Origin of the sequence: Rhodococcus yunnanensis NBRC 103083 (assembly GCF_001895005.1) — a bacterium.
Taxonomy (GTDB): Bacteria; Actinomycetota; Actinomycetes; order Mycobacteriales; family Mycobacteriaceae; genus Rhodococcoides; species Rhodococcoides yunnanense.
In genome coordinates this window covers 18576-43784 of record NZ_BCXH01000022.1, presented here as the reverse complement: position 1 = coordinate 43784, position 25209 = coordinate 18576, and the positions used below count along the sequence as shown (strand labels likewise).

Annotated in this window: 21 protein-coding genes; 10 read left to right on the top strand and 11 right to left on the bottom strand. The window is 64.6% G+C overall.

Annotated elements, in window-relative coordinates; all coding sequences use genetic code 11:
• Window positions 1–365: 365 nt before the first annotated feature.
• Window positions 366–2186: a DEAD/DEAH box helicase gene (locus RY1_RS25725; protein ID WP_245819952.1), complete on the bottom strand. Its 1821-nt coding sequence runs from the start codon at window positions 2184–2186 to the stop codon at window positions 366–368.
• Window positions 2187–2278: 92 nt separating this feature from the next.
• On the opposite strand from RY1_RS25725, the gene RY1_RS25720 reads away from it, so the two are divergent.
• Both RY1_RS25720 and RY1_RS25715 read left to right on the top strand, forming a co-directional pair.
• Window positions 2279–2896, top strand: a complete 618-nt coding sequence (locus RY1_RS25720; RefSeq protein ID WP_072806884.1) for a phosphoribosyltransferase — start codon at window positions 2279–2281, stop codon at window positions 2894–2896.
• 179 nt (window positions 2897–3075) lie between these two features.
• Window positions 3076–4863 (top strand): AMP-dependent synthetase/ligase, encoded by a 1788-nt coding sequence (locus RY1_RS25715; RefSeq protein WP_072806883.1) that lies wholly within the window; start codon window positions 3076–3078, stop codon window positions 4861–4863.
• A gap of 69 nt (window positions 4864–4932) precedes the next feature.
• On the opposite strand, the gene RY1_RS25710 is transcribed toward RY1_RS25715, so the two are convergent.
• A complete protein-coding gene (locus RY1_RS25710; RefSeq protein WP_072806882.1) occupies window positions 4933–5547 on the bottom strand; it encodes an alpha/beta hydrolase in 615 nt (204 codons plus the stop codon).
• Window positions 5548–5603: 56 nt separating this feature from the next.
• On the opposite strand from RY1_RS25710, the gene RY1_RS25705 reads away from it, so the two are divergent.
• Together RY1_RS25705 and RY1_RS25700 are read left to right on the top strand one after the other, a co-directional pair.
• Window positions 5604–9011 (top strand): TM0106 family RecB-like putative nuclease, encoded by a 3408-nt coding sequence (locus RY1_RS25705; RefSeq protein WP_072806920.1) that lies wholly within the window; start codon window positions 5604–5606, stop codon window positions 9009–9011.
• A 165-nt stretch (window positions 9012–9176) separates the two neighbouring features.
• Complete coding sequence (locus RY1_RS25700) at window positions 9177–10187, top strand: alpha/beta hydrolase (protein WP_072806881.1); 1011 nt, start codon at window positions 9177–9179, stop codon at window positions 10185–10187.
• A gap of 34 nt (window positions 10188–10221) precedes the next feature.
• Here the strand turns inward: RY1_RS25700 and RY1_RS25695 are convergent, their stop codons facing one another.
• The 3 genes from RY1_RS25695 to RY1_RS25685 all read right to left on the bottom strand — a co-directional run bounded on the left by RY1_RS25695 (window position 10222) and on the right by RY1_RS25685 (window position 13431).
• Window positions 10222–11247 (bottom strand): alpha/beta hydrolase, encoded by a 1026-nt coding sequence (locus RY1_RS25695; protein ID WP_072806880.1) that lies wholly within the window; start codon window positions 11245–11247, stop codon window positions 10222–10224.
• 162 nt (window positions 11248–11409) lie between these two features.
• On the bottom strand, window positions 11410–12612 hold the full coding sequence (locus tag RY1_RS25690) for an alanine racemase (protein WP_072806919.1): 1203 nt from the start codon (window positions 12610–12612) through the stop codon (window positions 11410–11412).
• Between the two features lie 186 nt (window positions 12613–12798).
• Window positions 12799–13431: a TetR/AcrR family transcriptional regulator gene (locus RY1_RS25685; protein ID WP_072806879.1), complete on the bottom strand. Its 633-nt coding sequence runs from the start codon at window positions 13429–13431 to the stop codon at window positions 12799–12801.
• Window positions 13432–13509: 78 nt separating this feature from the next.
• Between RY1_RS25685 and RY1_RS25680 the strand changes: the two genes are divergently transcribed.
• Both RY1_RS25680 and RY1_RS25675 read left to right on the top strand, forming a co-directional pair.
• Window positions 13510–14835, top strand: coding sequence for a D-arabinono-1,4-lactone oxidase (locus RY1_RS25680; protein ID WP_072806878.1), 1326 nt, complete (start codon window positions 13510–13512; stop codon window positions 14833–14835).
• Between the two features lie 49 nt (window positions 14836–14884).
• Window positions 14885–16366, top strand: a complete 1482-nt coding sequence (locus RY1_RS25675; RefSeq protein WP_072806918.1) for a molybdopterin-dependent oxidoreductase — start codon at window positions 14885–14887, stop codon at window positions 16364–16366.
• On the opposite strand, the gene RY1_RS25670 is transcribed toward RY1_RS25675, so the two are convergent.
• Complete coding sequence (locus tag RY1_RS25670; protein WP_072806917.1) at window positions 16359–17291, bottom strand: adenosine deaminase; 933 nt, start codon at window positions 17289–17291, stop codon at window positions 16359–16361. The two genes, RY1_RS25675 and RY1_RS25670, sit on opposite strands and share 8 nt — an antisense overlap.
• A 129-nt stretch (window positions 17292–17420) precedes the next feature.
• Between RY1_RS25670 and RY1_RS25665 the strand changes: the two genes are divergently transcribed.
• Window positions 17421–18566, top strand: a complete 1146-nt coding sequence (locus RY1_RS25665; RefSeq protein WP_072806877.1) for an acyl-CoA dehydrogenase family protein — start codon at window positions 17421–17423, stop codon at window positions 18564–18566.
• A gap of 40 nt (window positions 18567–18606) precedes the next feature.
• Here the strand turns inward: RY1_RS25665 and RY1_RS25660 are convergent, their stop codons facing one another.
• The 3 genes from RY1_RS25660 to RY1_RS25650 all read right to left on the bottom strand — a co-directional run bounded on the left by RY1_RS25660 (window position 18607) and on the right by RY1_RS25650 (window position 21197).
• Window positions 18607–20055 carry a DHA2 family efflux MFS transporter permease subunit gene (locus RY1_RS25660; protein WP_072806876.1) on the bottom strand — a complete coding sequence of 483 codons (1449 nt, stop codon included), beginning with the start codon at window positions 20053–20055 and terminating at the stop codon, window positions 18607–18609.
• A complete protein-coding gene (locus RY1_RS25655; RefSeq protein WP_072806875.1) occupies window positions 20052–20738 on the bottom strand; it encodes a PadR family transcriptional regulator in 687 nt (228 codons plus the stop codon). The genes RY1_RS25660 and RY1_RS25655 overlap by 4 nt, the downstream gene beginning before the upstream one ends.
• Window positions 20739–20993: 255 nt before the next feature.
• Window positions 20994–21197 (bottom strand): cold-shock protein, encoded by a 204-nt coding sequence (locus RY1_RS25650; RefSeq protein WP_068369974.1) that lies wholly within the window; start codon window positions 21195–21197, stop codon window positions 20994–20996.
• A 148-nt stretch (window positions 21198–21345) separates the two neighbouring features.
• Between RY1_RS25650 and RY1_RS25645 the strand changes: the two genes are divergently transcribed.
• Window positions 21346–22056, top strand: a complete 711-nt coding sequence (locus RY1_RS25645) for a GNAT family N-acetyltransferase (protein ID WP_072806874.1) — start codon at window positions 21346–21348, stop codon at window positions 22054–22056.
• Window positions 22057–22068: 12 nt separating this feature from the next.
• Here RY1_RS25645 and RY1_RS25640 read toward each other — a convergent pair whose 3' ends face one another.
• Window positions 22069–22467 carry a VOC family protein gene (locus RY1_RS25640; RefSeq protein WP_072806873.1) on the bottom strand — a complete coding sequence of 133 codons (399 nt, stop codon included), beginning with the start codon at window positions 22465–22467 and terminating at the stop codon, window positions 22069–22071.
• Window positions 22468–22486: 19 nt separating this feature from the next.
• Window positions 22487–23344 carry a helix-turn-helix domain-containing protein gene (locus tag RY1_RS25635; protein WP_174565475.1) on the bottom strand — a complete coding sequence of 286 codons (858 nt, stop codon included), beginning with the start codon at window positions 23342–23344 and terminating at the stop codon, window positions 22487–22489.
• Window positions 23345–23426: 82 nt separating this feature from the next.
• Here RY1_RS25635 and RY1_RS25630 point away from each other — a divergent pair, with 82 nt between their 5' ends.
• A complete protein-coding gene (locus RY1_RS25630) occupies window positions 23427–24164 on the top strand; it encodes a YbdD/YjiX family protein (RefSeq protein ID WP_072806872.1) in 738 nt (245 codons plus the stop codon).
• A 90-nt stretch (window positions 24165–24254) separates the two neighbouring features.
• Window positions 24255–25097 carry an LLM class F420-dependent oxidoreductase gene (locus RY1_RS25625; RefSeq protein WP_072806871.1) on the top strand — a complete coding sequence of 281 codons (843 nt, stop codon included), beginning with the start codon at window positions 24255–24257 and terminating at the stop codon, window positions 25095–25097.
• Window positions 25098–25209 lie beyond the last annotated feature (112 nt).

Here is a 25209-nt window from a genome sequence, read left to right as displayed (position 1 = left end):
GCCGGCAGCACTCAACAACCCTGCGCTCAGCGACTATGCCGGACAGCACGCACGCTCTGTCGCCACTCGCCGCCGAGAACGGCACTGCTCACCGAAACGACACTGCCCCACCGAAACAACGCTGCCCCACCGAAACACGCTGCCCACCTAAGACAACACTCCCCACCTAAGACAACACTCCCCACCTAAGACAACGCTGCCCCACCGAAACACCGCTCCCCCACCTAAGACAACACTCCCCACCTAAGACAACACTCCCCACCTAAGACAACGCTGCCCACCGAGAACGAGGTTGTGCACCGGACTCGGAGGAATCCGGTGCACAACGTCGCGTCAGCGGGTGAGGAGGAAGCGAGGGAAGAAGATCAGTCTCGGGGACGGCGACCCTTGAACTTGCCGCCGCTACGGGGACCGCCGCGGCCGCCGGGAGGGCCGGAGTCGGGAGTCAGTTGGATCAGGACGCCGCTGATGCGGGTGCGCCGCAGGGCTTCCACGGTTTCGTCGGCGAGATCGGCGGGCAGTTCCACCAGCGAGTGGTCGGGGCGGATGCTGATGTGCCCGAAATCGCTGCGCCGCAGGCCGCCTTCGTTGGCGATGGCTCCGACGATGGCGCCGGGGGCCACGTGGTGACGCTTACCGACGGCGATGCGGTACGTCGCCATCTCCTGGCCGGTCTTGCGGTGGTGCGAGTCGGCGGCGTCGTCGTCGAAGCTGCGTGGGGGGCGAGGTTCACGCTTTTCGCGGGGTGCGCGCGGCGGGGCAGGCGGCTCGGGCTTGAGCAGGAACTCTTCACCGTCGCGTGACTGGACGGCCAACGCTGCTGCGATGTCGGCGAGTGGGACGTCGTGCTCTCGCTCGTAGTCCTCGATCAGCTTCCGGAACAGACCGAGATTAGCCGAGTTCAGGCTGTCGGTGATCGAGTCGCCGAATTTGGTGACGCGCTGCGCATTGACGTCGTCGACGCTGGGGAGCTGCATCTCGGTGATCGGCTGACGCGTCGCACGCTCGATGGCCTTGAGCAGGTGTCGTTCCCGCGGCGCGACGAACAGCAGTGCCTCACCGGCACGACCCGCGCGACCGGTACGACCGATGCGGTGAACGTACGACTCCGTGTCGTGCGGAATGTCGTAGTTGATGACGTGCGAGATGCGGTCGACGTCGAGTCCGCGCGCTGCGACGTCGGTGGCGACGAGTACGTCGATCTGACCGTTCTTGAGTTGGCCGATTGTGCGTTCGCGCTGCGCCTGCACGATGTCGCCGTTGATCGCGGCCGCGGAGAAGCCCCGTGCACGCAATTTCTCGGCGAGCTCCTCGGTGGCCTGCTTGGTGCGAACGAACATGATCATCGCTTCGAACTCTTCGACCTCGAAGATCCTCGTGAGTGCTTCGAGCTTGCGCTGATGCGCGACCTGCACGTAGCGCTGCGTGATGTTCGGTGCCGTCGAGGTCTTGGTCTTGACGGTGATCTCGACTGGATCGTGCAGATACTGCTTGGAGATCTTCCGGATGGCAGGCGGCATGGTCGCGGAGAACAATGCGACCTGCTTGTACTCGGGAGTGTCGGAGAGAATGCGCTCGACGTCCTCCTGGAAACCCATCTTGAGCATCTCGTCGGCCTCGTCGAGAACGAGGTACTCGAGCTGCGAGAGATCGAGCGTGCCCTTCTCGAGGTGGTCGATGACACGGCCGGGGGTGCCGACGATGATCTGCGCGCCCTTCCGGAGCCCGGACAGCTGAATGCCGTATGCCTGGCCACCGTAGATCGGGAGGATGTGCAGGCCAGGGATGTTGGCCGCGTACTTGCCGAAGGCCTCGGCGACCTGCAGCGCGAGCTCACGCGTCGGCGCGAGCACGAGAGCCTGCGGCACGCGCCGTTCGACGTCGAGCCGCGAGAGGATCGGCACCGCGAACGCGGCGGTCTTGCCGGTTCCGGTCTGCGCGAGTCCGACGACGTCACTGCCACTCATCAGCGGCGGGATGGTCGCGGCCTGAATGGGCGATGGGGTCTCGTACCCGACATCGCGCAGAGCCTTCAGGACCCTTTCGTCGATACCGAGGTCGGCGAACGTCAACTGCGCCGCTTCCTCGGTGTTGGGGGTCGCGTCCGAAGACGCCGATGCCGGCCCTGCGGAAATGGAGTCGTCTTTCGTCACGGCGGCATCCTGATTCGGCTCTGTTGTGCTCATATACAACCGAGTTTAGTCCCTGTCACGACACAGACAGACCGAGTGGCTGTAATCGGTGCGAACGACGGTCGTTGGATCTAGCGTCGAAGGTGATGATGTACACCGATCGCGCCGAAGCCGGCCGCGCTCTTGCACTGGACCTGGACTACCTCCGAGCGAGGAATCCGCTGGTACTGGGCCTACCGCGCGGCGGTGTACCGGTCGCTGCCGAGATCGCGTCAGCCCTGGGCGCCGATCTCGACGTCGTTCCGGTCCGTAAACTCGGCGTCCCCGGTCAGCCCGAACTCGCGATGGGCGCGATCGGCGAGAACGACATCACCGTGCTGAACGAACAGGTCATCGATCGGATGGAGATCACCCCGGCCGACATCGCGAGCGTCAGGCAGCAGGAGCAGATCGAACTCCAGCGACGAGCGCGCCGCTGGCGACGACGCGACCCCATCTCCCGCCGTGGTCGTCTCGTGATCATCGTCGACGACGGGATGGCCACCGGGGCCACCGCGGAGGCCGCCTGCCGTGTGGTCGCCGCCGAACACCCGTCGGCCATCGTCGTCGCCGTTCCGGTCGCTGCACCCGAGGCGGTGGTCAGAGTCGGATCGGTCGCCGACGACGTCGTAGCTCGGGTCGGCATGAGACTGGGCGGCGTCGGCGCTGCGTACAGCGACTTTCATCAATTGACGGACGGCGAGGTGTCCCGGTTGTTGGCGTGACCGCGGCAACACCCGCCCTCGAATTCGGGGCCCTTGCCGGTTATTGTGCACTGTGAGTCACACATAACTCCGCAGGACAGGTCGAAAATTCGCAAACCGGACACCAATCGGTAGTGCACGGCGGCCCGGAATGTGATGAAATGCACACCTATACGTCAGTATTTCGGAGGGGATCTACAGTGCGCGAATATTCTGTGCCGGCTTCATTCACCATTCCCGACGACGCGTCGATGGCAGACACCGTGTTCAGGTACGAGAAGGAGTCCCCTGATCTCGTCCCGTTCCTGCGGCTGAAGGACGGCGCGTGGGTCGACGTCACGGCCGCCCAGTTCGCGAAAGAGGTGGCGGGCGTCGCCAAGGGCCTCATCGCGTCGGGCATCGAACTCGGTGACCGTGTCGCCATCCTGTCGGGGACTCGATACGAGTGGGTCGTCCTCGATTACGCGATCTGGACCGCGGGCGGCTGCACCGTCGCCATCTACGAAACATCCGCGCCGGATCAGGCTCAGTGGATCCTCGAGGACTCCGCCACCAAGCTCCTCGTCGTCGAGACCACCAAGCACGCCGAGACGTTGAAGGACGTCACCGAGGGCGCAAAGGATCTGCGTGAGGTGCTGCAGATCGAAGGCGGTGCCGTCGAAGAACTGACCACTCGCGGATCCGGTGTCAGCGACGAGGACCTGCACGCTCGCCGTCACCAGGTCGTCGCGTCGTCTCCGGCAACCCTCATCTACACCTCCGGCACCACCGGTCGCCCCAAGGGTGTGCAGCTCACTCACTCCAACTTCTACGCCGAGACCAAGGCGGTCCATCTCGCACTCGGTGACGCGATGAAGGAGGGCAAGCGGACGCTGATGTTCCTGCCCCTGGCACATGTGTTCGCCCGCGCCATCTCGTTCGGAGCATTCGAATCGAAGACGACGGTCGGGCACACCTCCGACGTCAGCACGCTCGTCGAGCAGTTCGCCGTGTTCAAGCCGAACTTCATCCTCTCGGTCCCCCGCGTGTTCGAGAAGGTCTACAACTCGGCGAAGCAGAAGGCGCACGACGGCGGCAAGGGCGGCATCTTCGACAAGGCCGCCGCCACCGCCATCGAGTGGAGCGAGGCTCAGGACAAGGGCGGAGCCGGCCTGGTACTGAACCTCAAGCACACGGTGTTCGACAAGCTGGTCTACGGGAAGCTTCGCGCGGCACTCGGCGGCGAATGCGACCGCGCGGTATCCGGTGGCGCCGCGCTCGGCGCACGTCTCGGTCACTTCTTCCGCGGAATCGGCGTCCCGGTCTACGAGGGCTACGGCCTCACCGAGACCAGCGCTGCGGTCACCGTCAACACCACAGCCGATCAGCGCGTCGGCACCGTCGGCAAGCCCATCAACGGCCATGCCGCAAAAATCGGCGATGACGGCGAACTCCTCGTCAAGGGCCCGGTCGTGTTCGGAGGCTACTGGCACAACGACAAGGCGACAGCCGAGTCGATCGTCGACGGCTGGTTCCACACCGGCGACCTCGGCGCCATCGACCAGGACGGTTTTGTCTCCATCACCGGACGCAAGAAGGAAATCATCGTCACCGCGGGTGGCAAGAACGTCGCCCCGGCGGTGCTCGAGGACGCGCTACGTGCGCATGCGCTGATCAGTCAGTGCCTCGTCGTCGGAGACGCGAAGCCTTTCATCGGCGCGTTGATCACGCTCGATCCCGAGTCACTGCCCGGGTGGAAGGAACGCAACGGCATCACCGACGGCATCGCGTTCGCTGATCTGTCCAAGAACGCCGACCTGATCGCCGAGATCGACAAAGCCGTCGCCGACGCGAACAAGAAGGTCTCGAAGGCGGAACAGATCAAGAAGTACAAGATTCTCGAGCTCGACTTCACCGTCGAAACCGGTGAGCTCACCCCGACGCTGAAACTCAAGCGCAACATCATTCACAAGGAGCGAGGCGCCGAGATCGAGTCGATCTACAGCTAGCTCATTCCTTTCGACAACGGGCAGGTCCGCACCCCGGGCCTGCCTGTTCTCATGCGTGCCTGCTTGTCTTCATGTATGGCTGAGCAGGAACTCCGCGGCTTCGAGTGAGACCGTGCGGTGCACTCTCTCGTGCAGAAGATCGTGACCTGCGTTCTCGAACTCCCGTAGCCGCGCGCCGGGAACCGACGGGATCCACGCACGGACGGCGTCGATCGGGGCCAGGCGGTCGTCGACGCCGTGGAGCGCCAGAAGCGGCACTGTCGACTCGTTGAGGTCGGACGCCTTGCCTGTCGTCGACGTCGGGGTTCCGCACAGCACCGCGGAGACGAAACCGCCCGGAGCCTTGTCCAGTGCGGCGATCGCCGTCGCAGCGCCGAGTGAATGGCCCATCAGCGCCATCGGCACGCCGGAGCGTTCGGACCGTGCGATGTCGGCGAGCTGGAGTGCGTTGTCGGCGAGGCCGCCGATCTGCGACGCGTCCGACAACTCCCCCTCGGTCAGTCCGTGACCTACGTGATCGATGGCCCAGACATCGATGTCCTCGCCGTTCAGCACTCGGGCGAAGCGGTGGTAGTTCCCGCTGTTCTGGCCGAGTCCGTGGAGGAACACCACAACCAGATGGGGATGTGGCGTCGTCCACGAACGGTAGTGAACGGCACCGGTGACTCCTTCGAAAAACGGCATTGGGCTATTTTGCCTGCTTCGAGTTCGTGTCGTTGCATTCCCCTACAGTTGTGCGCGTGTTCCTCCTCGGCGACCGGGTCGTCTACAGCGCGAGCGACCTGTCGGCGGCTGCGGTCTGTGAATACGCAATGCTGCGCACCCTCGATGCAAAGCTGGGCCGCATCGAGGCCGTGCCCAGCGCACCCGACCCGATGCTCGAACGAACGTCCGCTCTTGGGTTTGCACACGAGCGCCGCCAGTTGGAGGCATTGCAAGCGAAGTTCGGCTCGGGCGTCTCGATCATGCCGAGGCCCGAGCGAACCGAACTGGCACTCGCCGACGCCAATGCGGCCACCATCGAAACCGCGCACTGGGGTTACGACGTCCTGTATCAGGCCACGTTCTTCGACGGCCGCTTCCTCGGATTCTGCGACTTCCTCCTCAAGGAGGATCGAGGCTATTCGGTCTACGACACCAAGCTGTCGCGGCACGCGCGTGTGCCCGCCCTGCTCCAGCTCGCCGCCTACGCCGATGCGCTGGAGAACAACGGCATCGAGGTGGCCGATCGACTGCACCTGATGCTCGGCGACGGCTCGACGACCGATCATGCCCGCAAGGACCTGCTCCCGGTCTATCGACGTCAGCGTGCACATCTGGAAGAGATCATCGACGAGCACGTCGCCGATGGTGACCCTGCCGAGTGGGGCGATCCGAGGTACAGCATGTGCGGGCGGTGCGAGATGTGCGACGAGCAGGTGGTCGCCAGGGACGATCTGCTGTTCGTCGCCGGGCTCAACGGTGGGCAACGCGCACACCTCAACGCGGCAGGCATCACCACCGTCGTCGAGCTCGCACGTTCGGAGGGAGCGGTCGAGGACATGTCGGCTCGCACACTGCTGGCCCTTCGATCACAGGCTGCCGTGCAGATCGCGCAGCGAAACAGCGGCCGGACCGAGTTCGAGATCTTCGACGCCGCTGCACTCGGATCCATTCCACAGCCGGACCAGGGCGATATCTTCTTCGACTTCGAAGGCGACCCGCTGTGGGCCGAACCGGGGTCGTCGGAATGGGGCCTCGAGTACCTGTTCGGTGTGCTCGAGACCGACGGAACCTTCCGGCCGTTCTGGGCACACGACCGCGCTCAGGAACGTGCTGCCCTCGAACAATTTCTCGGATACGTCGTCGAACGTCGTCGTGAGTACCCCGGCATGCACGTGTACCACTACGCCGCATACGAGAAGACCGCACTGCTTCGACTCGCCGGACGATACGGCGTGGGCGAGGACATCGTCGACAACCTGCTGCGCGAGAACGTTCTGGTGGACTTGTATCCCGTTGTACGCGGCTCGGTTCGGATCGGTGAGCGGTCGTACAGCATCAAGAAGCTAGAGCCTCTCTACATGCAGGCAGACCGCGACGGCGACGTCACCAATGCCGCAGCGTCGATCGCCGAGTACGCCCACTGGTGTGACCTCCGGGACGAGGGCCGCACCGAGGAAGCGGACGCATTGCTGGCAGAGATCACCGAATACAACCGCTACGACTGTGTGTCGACCATCGAGTTGCGAGACTGGCTGCTGGAGCGAGCATCCGACGCAGGTATCTCCCCGAGGCCGCCCGCCGAGCTCGCACCCGAGATCGACGATCAGGCCACTCCCCTGGAAGAATCGCTGCGCGAGTACGTCGGCACCGGCCCGGCAGGCGAACGCACACCGATCCAACGGGCCGTTGCCCTGTACGGCGGATCCATCGGATATCACCGACGCGAACGAAAGCCGTTCTGGTGGGCTCACTTCGACCGTCTACAGAGCCCGGTCGACGAGTGGGCCGATGCGGCCGACGTCATGAAGATCGACTCCGGATCGATCGAATCGGAGTGGGCCAAGACCTCGCCTCGCCAGAAACTGCTGCGCCGACGACTCCGGCTCGTCGGTACCGGCGGCGTCGACAAGTCGGTTCGGCTGTTGTACGACGTCCCGGCTCCAGGCGGACTCGACCAACCCCACCCGACGTACCGGGCAAGCAGCAAAGCCGACGTGGTCGAGATCGGCGACGACTTCGTCGTCGTCGACGAAAAGCTCGCCGCTGGCGTCGAACCGTACACACAGTTGCCGATGGCGGTGGCGCCGACGTCGCCGATCATGACGGCGAGCCTCGAGCAAGCGATCGTGCGCGCTGCCACCCAGGTTCAGGCCATGCTGCCCCAACTGCCACGCACCGCGGCCGCCGACCTGACCTCGCTGACACCGCCGAGGACACGATCGGGCAGTCCGCTACCGGAGGTCGTCGAGGACAACTACATCGACGCGATCAGTTCCGCACTGCTCGATCTCGACGACTCCTACCTCGCCGTGCAGGGGCCACCGGGGACCGGCAAGACCTATACCGCTGCGGCCGTGATCGCCCGGCTCGTCTCCGAGCACCACTGGCGGATCGGCGTTGTTGCACAATCACATTCCGTCGTCGAAAATCTGCTCGACGGCATCGTGAAGGCGGGTGTGGCGCCGGAACTCGTCGGCAAGAAGAAGCCGACCGAACACACCGAGCTACGCGACACCGACTATCCGGCGTTCGTCTCCGACGCCACAGGCGGCTGTGTCGTCGGCGGCACGGCATGGGATTTCTCGCACGACACACGCGTCGTACCCGGTTCGCTCGATCTGCTCGTGGTCGACGAGGCGGGACAGTTCTCGCTGGCCAACACCATCGCCGTCGCGGGCGCCGCACGCAATCTGCTGCTACTGGGCGATCCGCAGCAACTCCCCCAGGTCAGTCAAGGAACACACCCCGAGCCCGTCGACGAATCCGCGCTCGGGTGGCTTGCCGCAGGCCACGGAGCGCTCCCGGCCGACCGCGGCTACTTCCTCAGCCGAACGTGGCGCATGCACCCCGACCTCTGCGCGCCGGTGTCCGTGCTGTCGTACGAGGGCAAGCTCGTCTCGAATGTCGAGGCAACCTCGAAGCGCATCATGGGCGGTGTCCGGCCCGGACTGCACACGGTCACCGTCGAGCATCATGACAACACCACCGACTCGCCCGAGGAAGCAGAGGAGATCCGCAGGCAGATCGAGAAACTGATCGGGTCGCCGTGGACCGACCCCGACACCCACGACGGAATTCGGGGCCTCGAACCGAGCGACTTCATCGTCGTCGCGCCCTACAACGCGCAGGTCGCGCTCGTTCGTGAGCATCTGGATCGAGCCGGGCTCGCGGACGTACTCGTCGGAACCGTCGACAAGTTCCAGGGACGGCAGGCCCCGATCGCGCTGTTGTCGATGACGGCGTCGAACCTCGGGCAGTCACCCCGAGGCGCGAGTTTCCTGCTCTCACGAAACCGATTGAACGTAGCCGTCTCTCGTGGCCAGTGGGCGGCCATCGTGATCCAATCCAGAACGTTGACACACTTCCTACCAGCGACTCCCGACGGTCTGGAGACGCTCGGCGCCTTCATGTCGCTGGTGGACCAGCCGAACGATCGACTCTGACGCGGATGTATGTGACGATCGCCTACAGTAACGAACTACCCTTCGAGAAAGACATGCAGTGTAAGTACAACTCAGCCGTCTCCACGCTGTGCAACACCGAGCCTGGGCCGGAACAACCGCTACATCGGGACCGACCGCGGCCCGGGGACTGGAATCGACTTCGCAATGAAGCTTCTTTCACTACGCAATCGAGCCGTACTTCGCGGCGCCGTCGTCGCCGCGACGGCAGCCCTTGTGCTGTCCGCCTTCGGCGGAGTCGCCTCGGCCGAGGACGCCACCGGATCTTCGGTGACCTCGGTCGACAAGGACGGGCGGACGTGGCATCTGCAGGTGCACTCGGCAGCCATGGACAAGGACATCACCGTCCAGGTGCAACGCCCGGTCGACGAGTCCAAGCCCGCCCCCAATCTCTACCTCCTCAGCGGCCTCGACGCCGGTGAGGGCACAGCGAGCTGGCAGCAACAGACCGATGCGCTCACCTTCCTGTCCGACAAGCAGGTCAACGTGGTGTTGCCGATCGGTGGACGCGGCAGCTACTACGCGGATTGGCGTCAGGAAGATCCGAAGCTCGGTGTCAACAAGTGGCAGACGTTCCTCACCCAGGAGCTTCCACCGCTGCTCGACGACACCCTCGGCTCGACCGGGCTGAATTCACTGGCCGGCCTGTCCACCTCCGGCACCGCCGTCCTCCAGATGGCCGAGGCACGGCCCGGATTGTTCAAGGCCGTCGCCGCCTACAGCGGCTGCGCGCAGATCGCCGACCCCCTGGGCCGACAATTCGTGAAGTTGTCCGTGGAAACCTGGAGCGGGGGCAACACCGTCAACATGTACGGCCCCGACAACGACCCTGCCTGGGCGGAGAACGACCCCGTCATCAACGCCGAGAAGCTTCGCGGCACCGCCCTCTACATCTCCAGCGGTAGTGGCATTCCCCAGCCCGAAGACGTGCGCTACTACACCGAGGGCAACGGCCCTCAGGGCGTGGTGAACCTCGGTCTCGGTGTTGTCATCGAGGGTGCGACCAACTACTGCTCGCACAATCTGATGAACAAGCTCGATTCGATCGGCATACCGGCGACGTACCAGTTCCCGCCGGTCGGTACGCACTACTGGCCGTACTGGCAGGAAGCCCTGCACGACTCGTGGCCGCTGCTGGCCACGGGCATGGGGATCTGACCGAACGCCTAGGGTCCGGCGGACGTCGACGTTGCTAGCGCGCCGCGTCGAGTCCGCCGACCAGGGTCGGCCAGGATGCGTGGAAGGCGTCCTGCCAGTAACCCCATGAGTGCGTACCGACTGGATCGAAGTCGAATGTCGCCGGGATCTGCAGTTCGTCGAGACGATTCTGCAGATTGTGAGTGCACCAGTTCACGGCACTTTCGATGACTCCCCCGAGCGCGATCTGGTTCGCGACTCCGATCTGCGCGGCAATGCTTTCCGCTGTCGGATCGAAGGTCGCGGGGTCGGCGAACTCGTCGTGCGGACCTGGCTGCCCGGTTCCGTTGGAGATGAACAGTGCCGTCCCGCGCAGACCTTCCGCGCCGACGACGGGGTCGTTCGCGCGCCAGGCCGGATCGTCGGGTTCGCCGTACATGTTGCGGACATCGCCCCCACCCCAGGTCTCGGTGACCAGCTTGACGAACTGCTGCCCGACCGGGTCGGAGATCTGCGCGCATCCGCTGTATCCCGCCGCCGCGGAGTAGAAACCGGGCCTGGCGATGGCAAGTTGCAACACAGCGGTGGCCGACATGGAGTTGGCCGCGATCGCCTGCACTCCGTTGGTTCCCAGAGCTCGGTCGACAAGCGGGGGTAGTTCGTCGAGCAGGAACGTGCGCCACTTGTTGCGGCCGAGAACTGGATCGTCCTGCTTCCAGTCGGTGTAGTAGGAGAACTTGCCTCCCACGGGCATCACCGTATTGACGTTCTGCTCGGCGAGGAAATCCACGACGTCGGTCTTGGCCTGCCAGGTAGCCGAGTCGGTTCCGCCGCCTGCCCCGTTGAGCAGGTAGAGCACCGGCCGCGGCACCGAGGCATCTTTCGGACGCTGCACGTTCACCGTGATGTTCTTGTCCATCGCAGCCGAGTAGACCTCCAGGGTGACCGTGCGGCCGTCGACCCCGCTGGACACGATCTTCGACCCGTCGTCCGAAACCTGGGCTCCCGCCGATATCTCGTCGGCGCCCGCAGTGCCCACCGGACCCGTCGCGGCGAGCATCGTTGCCACCACCGACGTCATGGCAATCCACCGAGCACGCTCGATCACTCCGCGTTTCACAGTTCCACCCTCTTGTCTCCAGCTCTACTGCTCGTCTGCGGACCGGACGATACGTCATCCGAGGTTCCCACTGCCGGGCCGGCGGGCGGTGCGGTGGGCTGCGGGCTGGCGGGCTGGCCGGGGCTAGCCGAAGTTCTTGGCCTCGCCGCGGTAGGTGGGTACGGCGGCGACAGTGCCGTCGGGCTCGACGAGATGAAGGGCGTCGACACGCTCGCAGATCTCACCGGCTTTGGCGTGTCGGAACCAGATGCGGTCGCCGATCGCTATCCCGGTGCCGGCCACGGGCGTCTGCACCTCGCCGGCCCCTTCGTTGCGCAGCAATTTCAGGCCACCGCGCACCAGGCCGCCGAGCGCGTCGGAGAACGCGACAGGTGACGGCGTCCGAGACGTCGACGCCGGACCCGACGCGATGTAGCCGCCGCCGAACGCTGTCGCGATCTGCGGGGTCGGCTTCCGCACCACCGGGAGTGCGAAGTAGAGCGACGGGGTGGCGGTGAACGCCGTGTAGCCGTCGAACAGCGTCGGCGCGAACAGGCCCGAGCCTGCGGTCACTTCCGTCACGACCGGGTCGGCCGAACTGACCTCCAGTGAGCCGGTGCCGCCGCTGTTGACGATCTCCAGCTTCCCGGTGACGTCGGTGACCGCCTCGACGACCGCGCGCCGACGCCCGGCGAGCTCCGAAGCCGACGCGCGCTTGACGAGCTCGACGATCGGGTTGGAATCGGGCAATCCTGCGATCTGCGCCTCGTAGAACATCACGCCGACCACGCGGAACCCGCGAGACTTGGCCGTGCGGGCGAAACCTGCGACCTCAGCGGGCTCACGGAGTGGTGAACGTCGGACACCCAGATGTAGCGGCCCGAGCCGCAACGAGGCGTCGACGTCGATGCAGATGCGCGGTTTGAGGTGATCGGATCCGGCGGCGGCACGGATGACGTCGAGGTGCTCGGCTGCGTCGACCATGAGTGTGATGCGTCCGGACAGCACTCGATCACGCGTGATGGTTGCCAATGACTCGCGGTCGACGCTCGGATACCCCATCAAAATGTCCTGCGCGCCCAGACCCGCAAGCCAGATCGCTTCCGCGGGCGAATACGTCATGATCCCCCGAAAGCCTTCTCTCGCAGTGAGATCGGAACCGAGGACACGTTCGAGTACCGCGCGCGAGCGAACCGATTTGCTCGCCACCCGCACCGGCAGCCCGTTGGCGCGGCGCACCAGGGCGGCGGCATTGGCGTCGAGCGCAGTCGAATCCACGGCCGCGAACACAGGCTCGAGATCTGCTGTCGCGGCCGAGATGCGGTCGAGTGCACCCGGTTCCTGTATCGACCCGCGCTGTGTTACTCGACCCAGTGTTGTTCGGCCCTGTGAGATTCGGCCCTGTGTTGCTCGACCCTGCGAGATTCGCCCGAGTAGTGACGTCACGTCAGCGATACTTCCTTGTCTTCGTAGCGCCGGGGGGTTGGCTCTCGACCAGTCAAACATCCGAGCGCGGTTTTCACCCGACGAGCGTCAGATCTCCACTGCTTTCGAGGCGATGACCCCGGACAGATCGTCGAGGGCCGCGATGACAGCCACGTCGTCGCGGTCGACCAACCACCGCAGAATCAAGCCGTCGACGGTGGCCATGCCGAAACGCGCGACCGCGTCGATCGGTTCCAGCCAACGGGTGCCGGTGAACTGGGCGCACTTCTCCAGAAACAGAAGCGTGTCGCTGTCCCTGATGCGGTACTGACCCGTCGCGATGGAGGCGGCCAGTTCGGATCCGAGCGCACGGTGACGCAGGAGGTAGGTCTTGATCTCGTACGAGAGCAGTTGCCTGTCCGCGGTCTGCTCGACGAGCGGCCAGATCGCACTGAGCCCGCTGTGCACGAGCTCGCGCAGCCCTGGCACGCCGGGAAGGTTCACCGAGTCGGTGAACGCGGCCTCCAGTGCACGTGTCACGTCGACGATGAGCCCCTCGCCCATCGCGATGACGAGGGCCTCCTTGGAATCGAACCAGTAGTAGACCGATCCCTGGCTCACGCCCGCCTCTTCCGCGACGGCACGGACGGTCAACGACTCGATTCCGACCTGTTCGGCCCGATTCACCGCGGCAGTCACCAGCCGAGCACGCCGCGAGTCTGCCGACAGCCGGGTCTGCATGCACCCGATAGTAAGCGCGGACCATGCTGCGCGGACGGATTATTGACCGTCTCGGAGGTTCGCAGCCATCATTGAACGATGAACGGGGCCGTGTGGCGAAATTGGGCAGGCAACCAGAGCGCTCGACCGGCCGAGTACGCAGGCCCGGAAACGGTCGACGAACTCCGACGTACGGTTCGGCGCGCCGCCGAGAACGGTCTTCGCGTCAAGTGCGTCGGCGCGGGGCACTCGTTCACCTCGATCGCCGTGACCGACGGTGTCATGGTGAGTCTCGATGCTCTCAGCGGAATCGAGTCCGTCGTACCGTCGAGCGACGGCTCGGCTCTCGTCACAGTCCTGGCCGGAACACGACTACGGGAGCTGACAGCGCGTCTGTGGGACCTCGGTCTTGCGATGACCAACCTCGGCGACATCGACGAACAGTCGATCGCCGGGGCCATCTCCACGGGCACCCACGGGACAGGTGCACGTTTCGGCGGCATCGCCACTCAGGTACGGGCGCTCGAGATGGTCACCGCCGATGGAAAAGTCACGACGTGCTCGCCCGAGACCGACCCACAGCTGTTCGTCGCCGCCCGCGTCGGGCTCGGCGCGTTGGGAATCATCACGCGGGTGACACTGCGCTGCGAACCCGCGTTTGCCCTGCACGCCGTAGAAACCCCCGCCACTCTGACCGGAACACTCGCCGGAATTACCGACAGCGTGGCGACCACCGACCACTTCGAGTTCTACTGGTTCCCGCACACCGATCGGGTGCTGACCAAGCGAAACACCAGACTGCCCGCCGACAGTCCGCTGGCTCCGCTCGGTCGCGCACGCGCCTTCGTCGACGACGAGTTGCTGTCCAACAAGGCCTTCGAGGCCGTCAACCGCATCGTGACTCGCTATCCGCGCGCGATCCCGCGTGTCAATGCCTTCTCCGCACGGGCCCTGTCGGCACGAGAGTTCACCGACCGCAGTTACCGGGTCTTCGCGTCGTCGCGCACCGTTCGTTTTCGCGAGATGGAGTACGCCGTCCCCGCCGAGTCGATCGTCTACGTGCTGCGCGAGGTCGACAGGTGGCTGCACTCGTCGGATTTTGTCGTCGCATTTCCCGTCGAGGTGCGGTTCGCGGCATCGGACGACATCTGGCTCTCGACGGCGTACGGCCGCGACACCGCCTATATCGCCGTACACCAGTACCACCGCCGAGATCATCGTGCGTACTTCGATGCCGTCGAGGCCATCGCCCGGAGCGTCGGCGGCAGGCCGCACTGGGGCAAACTGCACTCGCTCGGAGCCGCCGACCTCGCCGAGGCGTATCCGAAGTTCGACGACTTCTGCGAAGTACGCGACGCGGTCGATCCGGGCGGCGTGTTCGCGAACCCGTATCTGGCGGCGACGCTGCCCGTGCGCGCGCAGTGACCGCCGAACGTAACTCCGCGCGCACGGCCGGCGCAGGCACACTGGAGTGATGTTGCGCAAAGCCCTCGCCGGGATCATCGCTGCCGGAGTGATCCTCGGCGTCGGAGAACTCGTTTCCGTTCCGTTCGGCCCGAATTCGTCGCCGTTCTACGCGGTCGGATCGACGGTCGTGGACAACACTCCCGAGGCGGTGCGCGAGTGGGCGATCGATACGTTCGGCACGTCGGACAAGACTGCGCTGTTCTTCGGAATGGGAATCGTCATCGCGCTGGTCGCGGCAGGAGCTGGCGTACTACGGCGTCCTCTGGGCGCGGTCCTGTTCGGCGTCCTCGGCGCAGTCGGCGTCCTCGCCGCAGTGACCAGATCCACGTCCACGCCGCTGTCGGCACTGCCGACCATCGTGGGCGTCGCGGTCGGGATCGTCGTACTGAATGCACTTCTCCGAACGGAAAACCCCGTCACCGAAGGAATGTCCCGCCGCAGCTTCCTCGGACTCGCCGTCGCAGCGGGCGTCGTCGCTGTGGCCGCGGGGACCGCAGGTCGCCTGATCTCGCAGGCTCGCGACGTCACCGCCAACCGGCTGGGATTCCTGCTGCCGACGCCGACGCCGCAACCACCCATCCCGCCCGGAGCCGATCTGAGAATCGACGGGTTGGCCTCGTACATCACACCGAACGAAGACTTCTATCGCATCGACACCGCACTCGTCGTGCCGCAGGTGGCGTCGGATTCGTGGTCGCTGCGCATTCACGGGATGGTCGAGAAGGAACTCGTGATCACGTTCGACGACCTGGCCGCTCGTCAGGCCGTGGAACGCACCGTGACGCTGACATGTGTATCGAACATCGTCGGCGGCGATCTCGTCGGTAACGCCACATGGATCGGCTACCCGCTGAAAGATCTGCTGGAGGAAGCAGGCATTCAGGACGGTGCCGACATGGTGTTGTCCTCGAGCCACGACGCCTTCACCGCGGGCACACCGCTCGACGCCCTGCTCGACGGCCGAGACGCCCTGCTTGCCGTCGGGATGAACGGGCAACCCCTTCCCGTCGAGCACGGCTACCCCGCGCGATTGGTCGTCCCCGGTCTGTACGGCTACGTCTCGGCGACCAAGTGGGTCACCGATCTCGAAGTCACTCGCTTCGACAAGGTCACTGCGTACTGGACCGATCGCGGGTGGGGCGCACGCGGTCCGATCAAGACCGCATCGCGCATCGACACCCCACGATCCGGCGGCTCGGTCGAAGCGGGAACAGTGGTCGTGGCAGGCGTCGCGTGGAAGCAGCACACCGGAATCTCCGGCGTCGACGTGCAGATCGACGACGGCAACTGGGTTCCCGCCACACTGTCCGAGGAGTACTCGAAGGACACGTGGCGACAGTGGACCTACCAGTGGGATGCGACCCCAGGCAATCACACCATCCGGGCACGCGCCTCCGACGCGTCGGGCGAGATTCAGACCTCGATGACCGCCGACACCGTGCCCGACGGCGCCACCGGCTATCCGAAGGCGTTCATCTCGGTCAGTTGAACGACGCCTTGATCGAGTTGTCGTACAGGATCTCTCGTTCGCGGTCGGTGAGTCCCAGTCGGTCGACCAACGCAGCGAAATTGTCGTCGACGTAGCCGCCGAAGTACGCGGGATCATCGGAGTTGATCGTGACGATCAGGCCACGCTCGATCATCTGCCGGATCGGATGGTCTTTCAGGTCAGGGGTCACCTGCAGGCGAACGTTGGACAGTGGGCACACCGTCAGCGGAATCTCCTCCTCCACCAGACGATTCACCAGAGCGTCGTCCTCGAGGCAGCGGATGCCGTGATCGATCCGTTCGGCACCGAGCAGATCGAGCGCCTCCCAGATGTACTCTGCCGGGCCCTCCTCCCCCGCGTGCGCCACGACGTGCAATCCCTCGGCGCGTGCTTTGGCGAAGACATCGACGAACAGCGACGGCGGGAAGCCCACCTCGGCCGAATCGAGGCCCAGGCCGATGATCGGTGCCTGCATCGCGAGAAGATCGTCGAGCAGCTTGTTCGCGTGCAGCACCGGCTTGTCCCGCAGGATCGATGCGATCAATCCACTCGTCACACCGAACTCACGCTCGCTCGACGCCGCCGCGTCGGCCAACCCTTCGACGACGGCCTCCAGCGGGACTCCCCTCGACGTGTGCGCCTGCGGGTCGAAGAAGATCTCGGCGTGCGTGACGCCACCGGCAGCCGCACGGGAGAAATACGCGCGCGCCAGATCCGCGAAATCCTCTGCAGTTCTGAGCACATCGGTGTTCGCGTAGTACAGATTCAAGAACGCCTGGAGATCGGTGAACTCGTAGAGTTCCCGCAGCTCGTCGATGTCGGAGTACGGCAACGTAATACCGTTGCGCTCGGCGAACTGGAAAATCTGCGGCGGCTCCAGCGAACCTTCGATGTGCATGTGCAGTTCGGCGAGCGGGGTAGTCATCCAGGCGATTCTACCGGCCTTCATACCGCGGCCCGAAAATACAGCGGCCCGAAGATCCAGGGGTTTCGCTTGCCGTAGTTACCGGCGAGTATTATCGCGTCGAGATTACCGTTACCTGGAGGAACACACATGAAGCGCAGCTTGTTCGACGCCGACCACGACGCGTTCCGCGAGTCGGTCCGCGAGTTCGTCACCCGCACGATCACGCCCCGCGAGGAGAAGCTGACCGAGCAGCGCTTCATCGATCGAGACATCTGGCTCGAAGCAGGCCGCAACGGATTTCTCGGACTGGAGGTCCCCGAGGAGTACGGCGGCAGCGGCGCCGAGGACTATCGCTTCAACGCCGTGCTCGGTGAGGAGCTGTCTCGGTCGAGTGCGGCCATCGCGTCGTGCTTCGGTATCCACTACGACATCGTCGCGCCGTACCTCGTCAAGCTCACCACCGAGGAGCAGAAGAAGCGCTGGCTCCCCGGGTTCTGCAGCGGTGAGATCCTGACCGCGATCGCGATGACCGAGCCGTCCGGCGGATCCGATCTCGCGTCGCTGAAGACCACAGCGGTCAAGGACGGGGACGATTTCATCATCAACGGCTCGAAGACGTTCATCACCAACGGCAACAGCGCCGACCTCGTCATCGTCGCCACCCGTACGTCGCCCGAGAAGAAGGCGAAGGGCATCACCCTGTTCGCAGTCGAGAACGGCACCGATGGCTTCTCGCGCGGACGCAAACTCGACAAGGTCGGTCAGCCCGAATCCGACACCGCGGAACTGTTCTTCGAGGACGTGCGCGTACCGGCGGCGAACATGATCGGTGAGTTCGACGGCGGATTCATTCACATGATGCAGCTGCTGCCGCAGGAGCGGATCAGTTGCTCGGTCGCCAACCTCGGGCACGTCAGGCCGATTCTGGAGGAGACCATCCAGTACGCGAAGGACCGCAAGGCATTCGGTCAACAGATCGGCTCGCTGCAGTGGAACAAGTTCCTTCTTGCCGAACAGATCACGAAACTCGATGTGGCACAGGCATTCATCGACAACTGCATCGTCGCGCACGGACGGGGCGAGCTCACCGCCATCGACGCCGCCAAAGCCAAATGGTGGAGCTCGCAGGTGCAGAACGAGATCCTCGACCACTGCGTACAGCTGCACGGCGGCTACGGATTCATGAACGAATACCGTGCCGCCCGTGCATGGAAGGACGCCAGGGTCACCAAGATATGGGCCGGCTCGAACGAGATCATGAAAGAACTGATCGGCCGCGATCTCGGGTTGTAGCGATACGGTGGCACGCCTTCGAAGGCGTGCCACCGCAGTATCACTTGAACTCGGGCCTGGCGTAGAACGACACCGCAACCATTCCGACCAGCAGGACGATCGCGGGCAGGATCAGCGACTGTGCCATCGCCGTCGTGAAGCCGTCGCGCAGCATTTCCGGTACGCGACCGCTGAACTCGTTGGCGCCCGATGTCGCCGAACCCGGGATCTCGACCGCAAGGCGCGACTGGATCAGCGCACCGATTCCGGCGCTACCGAGCACCGACCCGACCGTGCGCAGCGTGTTGTAGATTCCCGATCCTGCGCCGGCCTGACTCAGTGGCAGATTGCGAGTTGCCGTGGCCGCCAACGGCGACCAGATGAGCGCGTTCGCGACGCCCATCAGCGCAACCGGAATCAGCAGCTTCCAGATCGCCGTCGTCGGCGTCATCAACGCGGCGAACGCCAGCAGCGCGACGGCCAGCAGGAGCAAGCCCGAACCAGCGATGTACCTGGGATGCATTCGATCGACCAATTTGCCGATGTTCGGAGCAAGCGCCCCGGTCAACACCGCCATCGGAACGAACAACAACGCCGACCGCGTCGGAGAAAGACCGGTGACGCTCTGCGCGTAGAACATGATCGGCAGCATCATCCCCGCGGTCGCGAAACCCATTGCCGCGATTCCGATGTTCGACAGCGAGAAGTTCCGGTCGCGGAACAACGAGAGCGGTACGAGCGGCTCGTTCTTGTTCTTCGCCTGCCAGTACACGAACGCCGCGAACACGATGATTCCAGCGGCGATGAGCGTCCAGATGCGGCCGTCCCAGTCGTACTTCTGCCCCTCCTGGATACCGAAGACGATGCAGAAGAGACCGATTCCGCTGAGCGCCACACCGAGAATGTCGAACTTGTGCTCGTGCGTCGGCAGAACCGGAACGAACTTGAGCGCCAACGCTATGGCCACCACGCCCACGGGCAGGTTGATGAAGAAGATCCATTCCCACCCGAGCGAGTCGACGAGAACTCCGCCGAGGATCGGGCCGACGAGAGTGGCGACGCCTGCGACGGCACCCCACGCGCCCATCGCGGTTCCACGCTTGTCGGCGGGAAAGACTCGCGTGATGACGGCCATCGTCTGCGGAGTGATCATGGCAGCACCGAGGCCTTGCACCGCGCGGGCTGCGATCAGCATCTCGATCGAACCGGAGAGCCCGCACCACGCCGAGGCGAGCGTGAACACCACGAGTCCGGCGATGTAGAGGTTGCGCGGGCCGAAACGGTCACCGAGCCGTCCGGTCACCAGAAGCGGTACTGCGTAGGCCAACAGGTAGGCACTGGTCACCCAGATGACGTTGTTGATGTCGGTCTGCAGACCCCCGAGGATCGCGGGCTGAGCCACTGCGACGATCGTCGTGTCGACGAGAATCATGAAGAAGCCGAGACACAGTGCCCACAGCGCAGGCCACGGCTTGATCTCGGTATCCGCTACCGCTACTTCGGTTTTCATTCGTTCCCCATTGTTCTGTTTGAATTCGCTGTTCTGTTTGAATTCGCTGTTCTGTTTGAATTCGCGGTTTCTGTTGAACTCGCGGCACGCCTGGCCGCCATGTCCGAAGCCATGTCCTCGGTGAGCCAGGGGATGCGGCCGCTGTCGACGTCGTCGACGAACTGGTTCAGCCAGGCGACCTCGGCCTGGATGACCGCCCGCATATAACCCACTCCGACGTAGAAGATCGGCGGGACCGCTCGCGCCGAGACCGCTCTCTCGATCTCGGCAAGTTCGGCATCCTCGATCGATTTGCATTCGATTCTCTTGCGCAGCAACGACATCGCCCGTGCAGCATCGATGTTGTGGATCTCCGACAACGCGAGTACGAACTGCGGGTACTCGGACACCGGTTGAGCGAGGATTTCCGAGAGTCGGCTCGTCAATGCCGCGCGACCGGATTCGGTGACCTCGTAGGTGGTGCGCTCGGGCCGATTTCCTTCACGTTCGGTGCCGACCGCCCGCACCATGTCCTTCTCGGCGAGCCGGTCCACAGCGTGATAGAGGGAGCCCGGACGGATCTTGACTATCCGATCCTCGTTTCTCGCTATCAACAGCTGACACATCTCGTAGGGGTGCATGGGCCCCTCGGCGAGCAGCGCGAGAACCGCGACCCCGAGTGGCGTCAGCGCCTTCCCTGCCATTCGAATCTCCCAACTGAATTATTCCAGTTGGAATAGTAGCGCATGCCGAGCGTGCGCAGTCCGGTCCGGATTTCACTACGCGCGCACGGGCGCGAGCCGCAACCACGAAGAGGAGCCACAAACACAAACAGGGGCCACAAACGCAAACAAAGGCCGGATACTCGAAGATTTCTCTTCGTGTATCCGGCCTCTGCTACCGGGAGTAGGACAGCGTCTAGCCGTCAGCAAATCCAGGTTGGCGATCCTTTGAGGGGATCAGATAGCGCGAACGCCGGTGGCCTGGGGGCCCTTCTGGCCCTGTCCAACCTCGAACTCCACGCGCTGACCTTCGTCGAGCGACTTGAAGCCAGTTCCCTGGATCTCCGAGTAGTGAACGAACACGTCAGGTCCGCCGCCGTCCTGCTCGATGAAGCCGAAGCCCTTTTCGCCGTTGAACCACTTAACACTGCCCTGCGTCATACCGTAAACCTTCTGTAGCGAGCTGGACCTTCACGTCGAAGTTCCAATCTCATTTCCTGATCATGCCATCCATGGACGAGTTGCGGTACTGCGGGGGACAAAAAGACCAATAGCTTGATTTCGTCGACCCCCGGATAGCCTTGTCCCGGTGGATTCCCATCATCACGATATCGTGAGACTTGCGTGGTCACGGCACCTCGGACTGGCCGATACGGCTTTGCGTAGCGGCACGCGGCACAGTTTCGAACACCCGAATGCGACCAAGATCACATTTGTCAGACTCGGCGACGCATCTGCTCTCGTCGGACCGCAGTGGGCGCTCGACGCGGCCCGAGAACGCACCGACGACGACTTGGCCGAACGGGGGGTGCTCGCGGAGCTCGACCCGGCCAGATCCGGTCGAGTTCGAGGCCCGATCGTTCTGTCGTATGCGGGCGATGTCGGCTCCGCCCTCGACCACCACGATCCGTTGATCTCCCATGAACTCGCCCACGCGCGCGCACTGGAGGCTTCGTGCGCGCCCGACGACGTGATCGCCGCGGAGCTGACGCAGAAACATTCGTGGTTCACGCTCATGGGCGACGAACAACCGGCCGAATCGGCGTCACCACTCGCGGGTGCCGCGTACATCGAATGGGAAGGGCTGCTCGCCGACGTCGGGGTCCTGACCGCTCCCGAGGCCCGACGCCACGGCTACGGCCAAGTCGTCGCGCGGCTGGCCACCAACGACGCAATCGACGAGGGCCTGATCCCGCAATGGCGCTCGGACACGCAGAACGGCGTGGCGCGACGCCTCGCGAGCCGACTCGGCTACGAGGAGTGGGGCGAGGTCACCTCGGTCGAGCTCGCCCGACCGTGAACACCGCTTCCCTCACTCGGCGCCGGCGTACGTGCCGAAGCTCCACTGCACCCCCTCCGGGTCGCCGCAGGTGAACCCTCGACTCCCGTAGTCCTCCTCGCGCATCGGGCGCGTCACGCGAGCACCTGCACGTACGACGCGCTCGAACACGGCGTCCGGCTCCGAGGTGACGACGTAGACACTGCCCACACCCGGGCGCTCGCCCGGCGGATCTCCGTCCTTGACGCTCCCGAGCATCACGCCGCCCCCACCGGGCCAACGGAGTTCGGCGTGGTCGACGCGATCGCCCTCGCCGTACACGGCCGCCTCGGTGAAACCGAGTACCTCGACGATGAATCGAATTGCTGCCCGCGGGTCCTCGTAGCGGAAGCACGGCCAGATCGCTGATCTGTTTCCTGTCGTTTCGGTCATGAACACGATCCTCCGCCGACTACTCCTCGGCGTCTTGGATGAACGCGAAGGCGTCTTGGATGAACGCGAACTTCTCGTCCCGTCGCCACTGCGACGGCGAAGCCCCCGCCAGATCTCGCCAGTCACGTGCCATGTGGGCCTGGTCGTAGTACCCGCACTCCGCTGCTACCTCGGACAAACGAGGGACAACCGGTCTGCGCAGTATTCGGTGCGAACGATGAAAGCGGGCGATCCTCGCAGAATCCTTCGGGGTGACACCGAACTCGGCGGCGAACCGGTTGATCAGATGCCGTCGACTCCAGCCGATGTCCGACGCCACCTCCCCCACTCGCACCGCTCCCCCTCCCTCCACCAACCGGCGCCACGCCTCGGTCAGCGTCGGCTCCACCTGTTGCTCGGTCAGTGCGCGAGAGAGGATGTCGTCGACGACGTCGAACCGCTGATCCCACGAGGACGCCGTCCCGACTCGATCGAGAAGCTCGTCGGCACCGGGGAGCACCTCCGGAAGGTCGACCATCCAGTCGCCGAGCGCCGACGTCGGGATCCCGAACAGAGCGCGAGGCCCTGCCGGTGTGAACGAGAGTTGAATGCCGTGCTGATTGCCATCGTGTGCGATGGTGACCGGCTCGGCCGAGATCCCGCTGGCCAAGGATTCGAATGCGCACGCGCCCTGCCGCGGCGACTGCGAGATCTCCAGCTTCGGACCGATCGCGAGGATGACGGTGAGGTACGGGCTCGGCATGCCGACGTGGTGCCCTGGCTCGAACCCTGCCAATCGATACCCGTCGTACGGCGCGACGAACGGCCGCAAGCGCTCGGCGGGCATTCGGCGCTCGCCTTCGGATACTCGCGCACCTTCGGAGACTGCCGCCGTCATGCCTTGCAGGGTAGAACCGAAGACGAACGGGTAGCAATGCTCTGGTGCCGACACTCGGCACTGCACATCGATCGGAGCGCCGATGGCGAGCAAGAAGAACGACAAGGTGGACATCGTCGAAGAGGGCGGGCGACTCGAGAAGTCCCTCGTCGGCATCCTCGACAACGCCAGCAGGCTGCAGGGTCCGGCCGTCGAGAGATACATCGCGCATATGCGTCGGGCACACCCGAACGAGAACCCTGCCCAGTTGATCGAGCGGCTGGAGAAGCGGTTTCTGATGGCTGTGACCGGCAGCGGCAGCGCGGTGGGAGGCGCGGCAGCTGTGCCCGCGATCGGAACCGTCGCGTCGCTGGCCGCGGTGGGTGCGGAGACCGCGTTCTTCATCGAGTCCTCGGCGTTGCTCACGCTGTCGGTGGCGTCCGTACACGGCATCCCGGTCCACGATCATCAACAACGCAGGGCCCTCGTTCTCGCGGTCGCGCTCGGCGAATCGGGAATGCAGATCGTGCAGAAGACGGTCGGCGCGTCGGCGAAGAACTGGGGAACGCTGGTCACCTCACGTATCCCGGGCGGTGCGATGACCACCATGAACCGCTCGCTCGTCAAGAAGTTCGTATCGAAGTACCTGGCCAAACGCAGTGCACTGTTGTTCGGCAAACTTCTGCCCGCAGGAATCGGCGCCGTCATCGGCGGCGCAGGCAACCGGGCGATCGGCAAGGGCGTCATCCGGAATGCGCGTGACGCATTCGGCCCGGCGCCCACCTCGTGGCCCGCGCCCAAGGTCATCGACGCCGAACCCGATGGAATTCTGGAGCAGTAGTGCACCCGTTTCGACAGAATCGCACCGGTTGCAGCAATCACACTGTGACCGAAGGAATTCCCGATCGGTGATTCGGCGTTAAGGTGACCTATGACCACCAACACACCTGATCTCGGCACGCTCGGTATCTGGCGGAACTTCACGGCGATTCCGCCGGAACTCGCCCGAAGCATCGAGAGCAACGGCTACGGCACGATCTGGCTCGGCGGTTCCCCGCCCGCCGATCTCACCTCGGCCGAGGAGATACTCGACGCAACCGAATCCATCGTCGTCGCAACGGGCATCGTCAACATCTGGTCGGCACCCGCGAAGGAAATCGCCGAATCGTTCCACCGCATCGAGAAGAAGCACCCCGGCCGGTTCCTCCTGGGAATCGGTGCAGGTCACCCCGAGGCGGTGCAGGAGTACCAGAAGCCGTACGACGCGCTCGTGCAGTACCTCGACGTGCTCGACGACGGCGGTGTCCCGGTTCACCGACGCGTACTTGCCGCGCTGGGGCCGAAAGTGCTGAAGCTGTCCGCCGATCGCACCGCAGGCGCGCACCCGTATCTGACGACGCCGGAGCACACCGCGATCGCACGCGAGATCCTCGGACCCGACAAAGTGCTCGCACCCGAGCACAAGGTGGTGCTCGAGACCGACCCGGCCAAGGGCCGAGAGATCGGCAGGCCTCCGGTGGATTACCCGTACTTGCGGCTGCAGAACTACATCAACAACCTCAAGCGGCTCGGCTACACGGCAGAAGAAATCGGCAACGGTGGCAGCGACCGACTGATCGATGCCCTCGTCGCGCACGGCGATGCCGAGGCGATCGCACGTCGCCTCCACGAGCACATCGACGCGGGTGCATCCCACGTCACGGTGCACGCGTTGCCGGATGACGCCGACCCCACGGTGACCTATCGAGAAGTTGCCGCAGCGTTTCTGCCCTGATCCCTGGGGTCATGCCCTCGATCTCTTCGGCGCCGGCGACTCCCGTACGCCGGGTGGACACCGTAACCTCGTAGCGGCTCGGTCGCGACGGTCCGAGCTCTGGACAGTCGAG

Bases quoted from the DNA above. Each gene is read 5' to 3' on its own strand.
- RY1_RS25725 (WP_245819952.1), bottom strand. From the start codon at position 2,186: ATGAGCACAACAGAGCCGAATCAGGATGCCGCCGTGACGAAAGACGAC.
- RY1_RS25720 (WP_072806884.1), top strand. From the start codon at position 2,279: ATGATGTACACCGATCGCGCCGAAGCCGGCCGCGCTCTTGCACTGGAC.
- RY1_RS25710 (WP_072806882.1), bottom strand. From the start codon at position 5,547: ATGCCGTTTTTCGAAGGAGTCACCGGTGCCGTTCACTACCGTTCGTGG.
- RY1_RS25700 (WP_072806881.1), top strand. From the start codon at position 9,177: ATGAAGCTTCTTTCACTACGCAATCGAGCCGTACTTCGCGGCGCCGTC.
- RY1_RS25695 (WP_072806880.1), bottom strand. From the start codon at position 11,247: ATGACGTCGGTGGTGGCAACGATGCTCGCCGCGACGGGTCCGGTGGGC.
- RY1_RS25685 (WP_072806879.1), bottom strand. From the start codon at position 13,431: ATGCAGACCCGGCTGTCGGCAGACTCGCGGCGTGCTCGGCTGGTGACT.
- RY1_RS25680 (WP_072806878.1), top strand. From the start codon at position 13,510: ATGAACGGGGCCGTGTGGCGAAATTGGGCAGGCAACCAGAGCGCTCGA.
- RY1_RS25675 (WP_072806918.1), top strand. From the start codon at position 14,885: ATGTTGCGCAAAGCCCTCGCCGGGATCATCGCTGCCGGAGTGATCCTC.
- RY1_RS25670 (WP_072806917.1), bottom strand. From the start codon at position 17,291: ATGACTACCCCGCTCGCCGAACTGCACATGCACATCGAAGGTTCGCTG.
- RY1_RS25665 (WP_072806877.1), top strand. From the start codon at position 17,421: ATGAAGCGCAGCTTGTTCGACGCCGACCACGACGCGTTCCGCGAGTCG.
- RY1_RS25660 (WP_072806876.1), bottom strand. From the start codon at position 20,055: ATGAAAACCGAAGTAGCGGTAGCGGATACCGAGATCAAGCCGTGGCCT.
- RY1_RS25655 (WP_072806875.1), bottom strand. From the start codon at position 20,738: ATGGCAGGGAAGGCGCTGACGCCACTCGGGGTCGCGGTTCTCGCGCTG.
- RY1_RS25650 (WP_068369974.1), bottom strand. From the start codon at position 21,197: ATGACGCAGGGCAGTGTTAAGTGGTTCAACGGCGAAAAGGGCTTCGGC.
- RY1_RS25640 (WP_072806873.1), bottom strand. From the start codon at position 22,467: ATGACCGAAACGACAGGAAACAGATCAGCGATCTGGCCGTGCTTCCGC.
- RY1_RS25635 (WP_174565475.1), bottom strand. From the start codon at position 23,344: ATGACGGCGGCAGTCTCCGAAGGTGCGCGAGTATCCGAAGGCGAGCGC.
- RY1_RS25630 (WP_072806872.1), top strand. From the start codon at position 23,427: ATGGCGAGCAAGAAGAACGACAAGGTGGACATCGTCGAAGAGGGCGGG.
- RY1_RS25625 (WP_072806871.1), top strand. From the start codon at position 24,255: ATGACCACCAACACACCTGATCTCGGCACGCTCGGTATCTGGCGGAAC.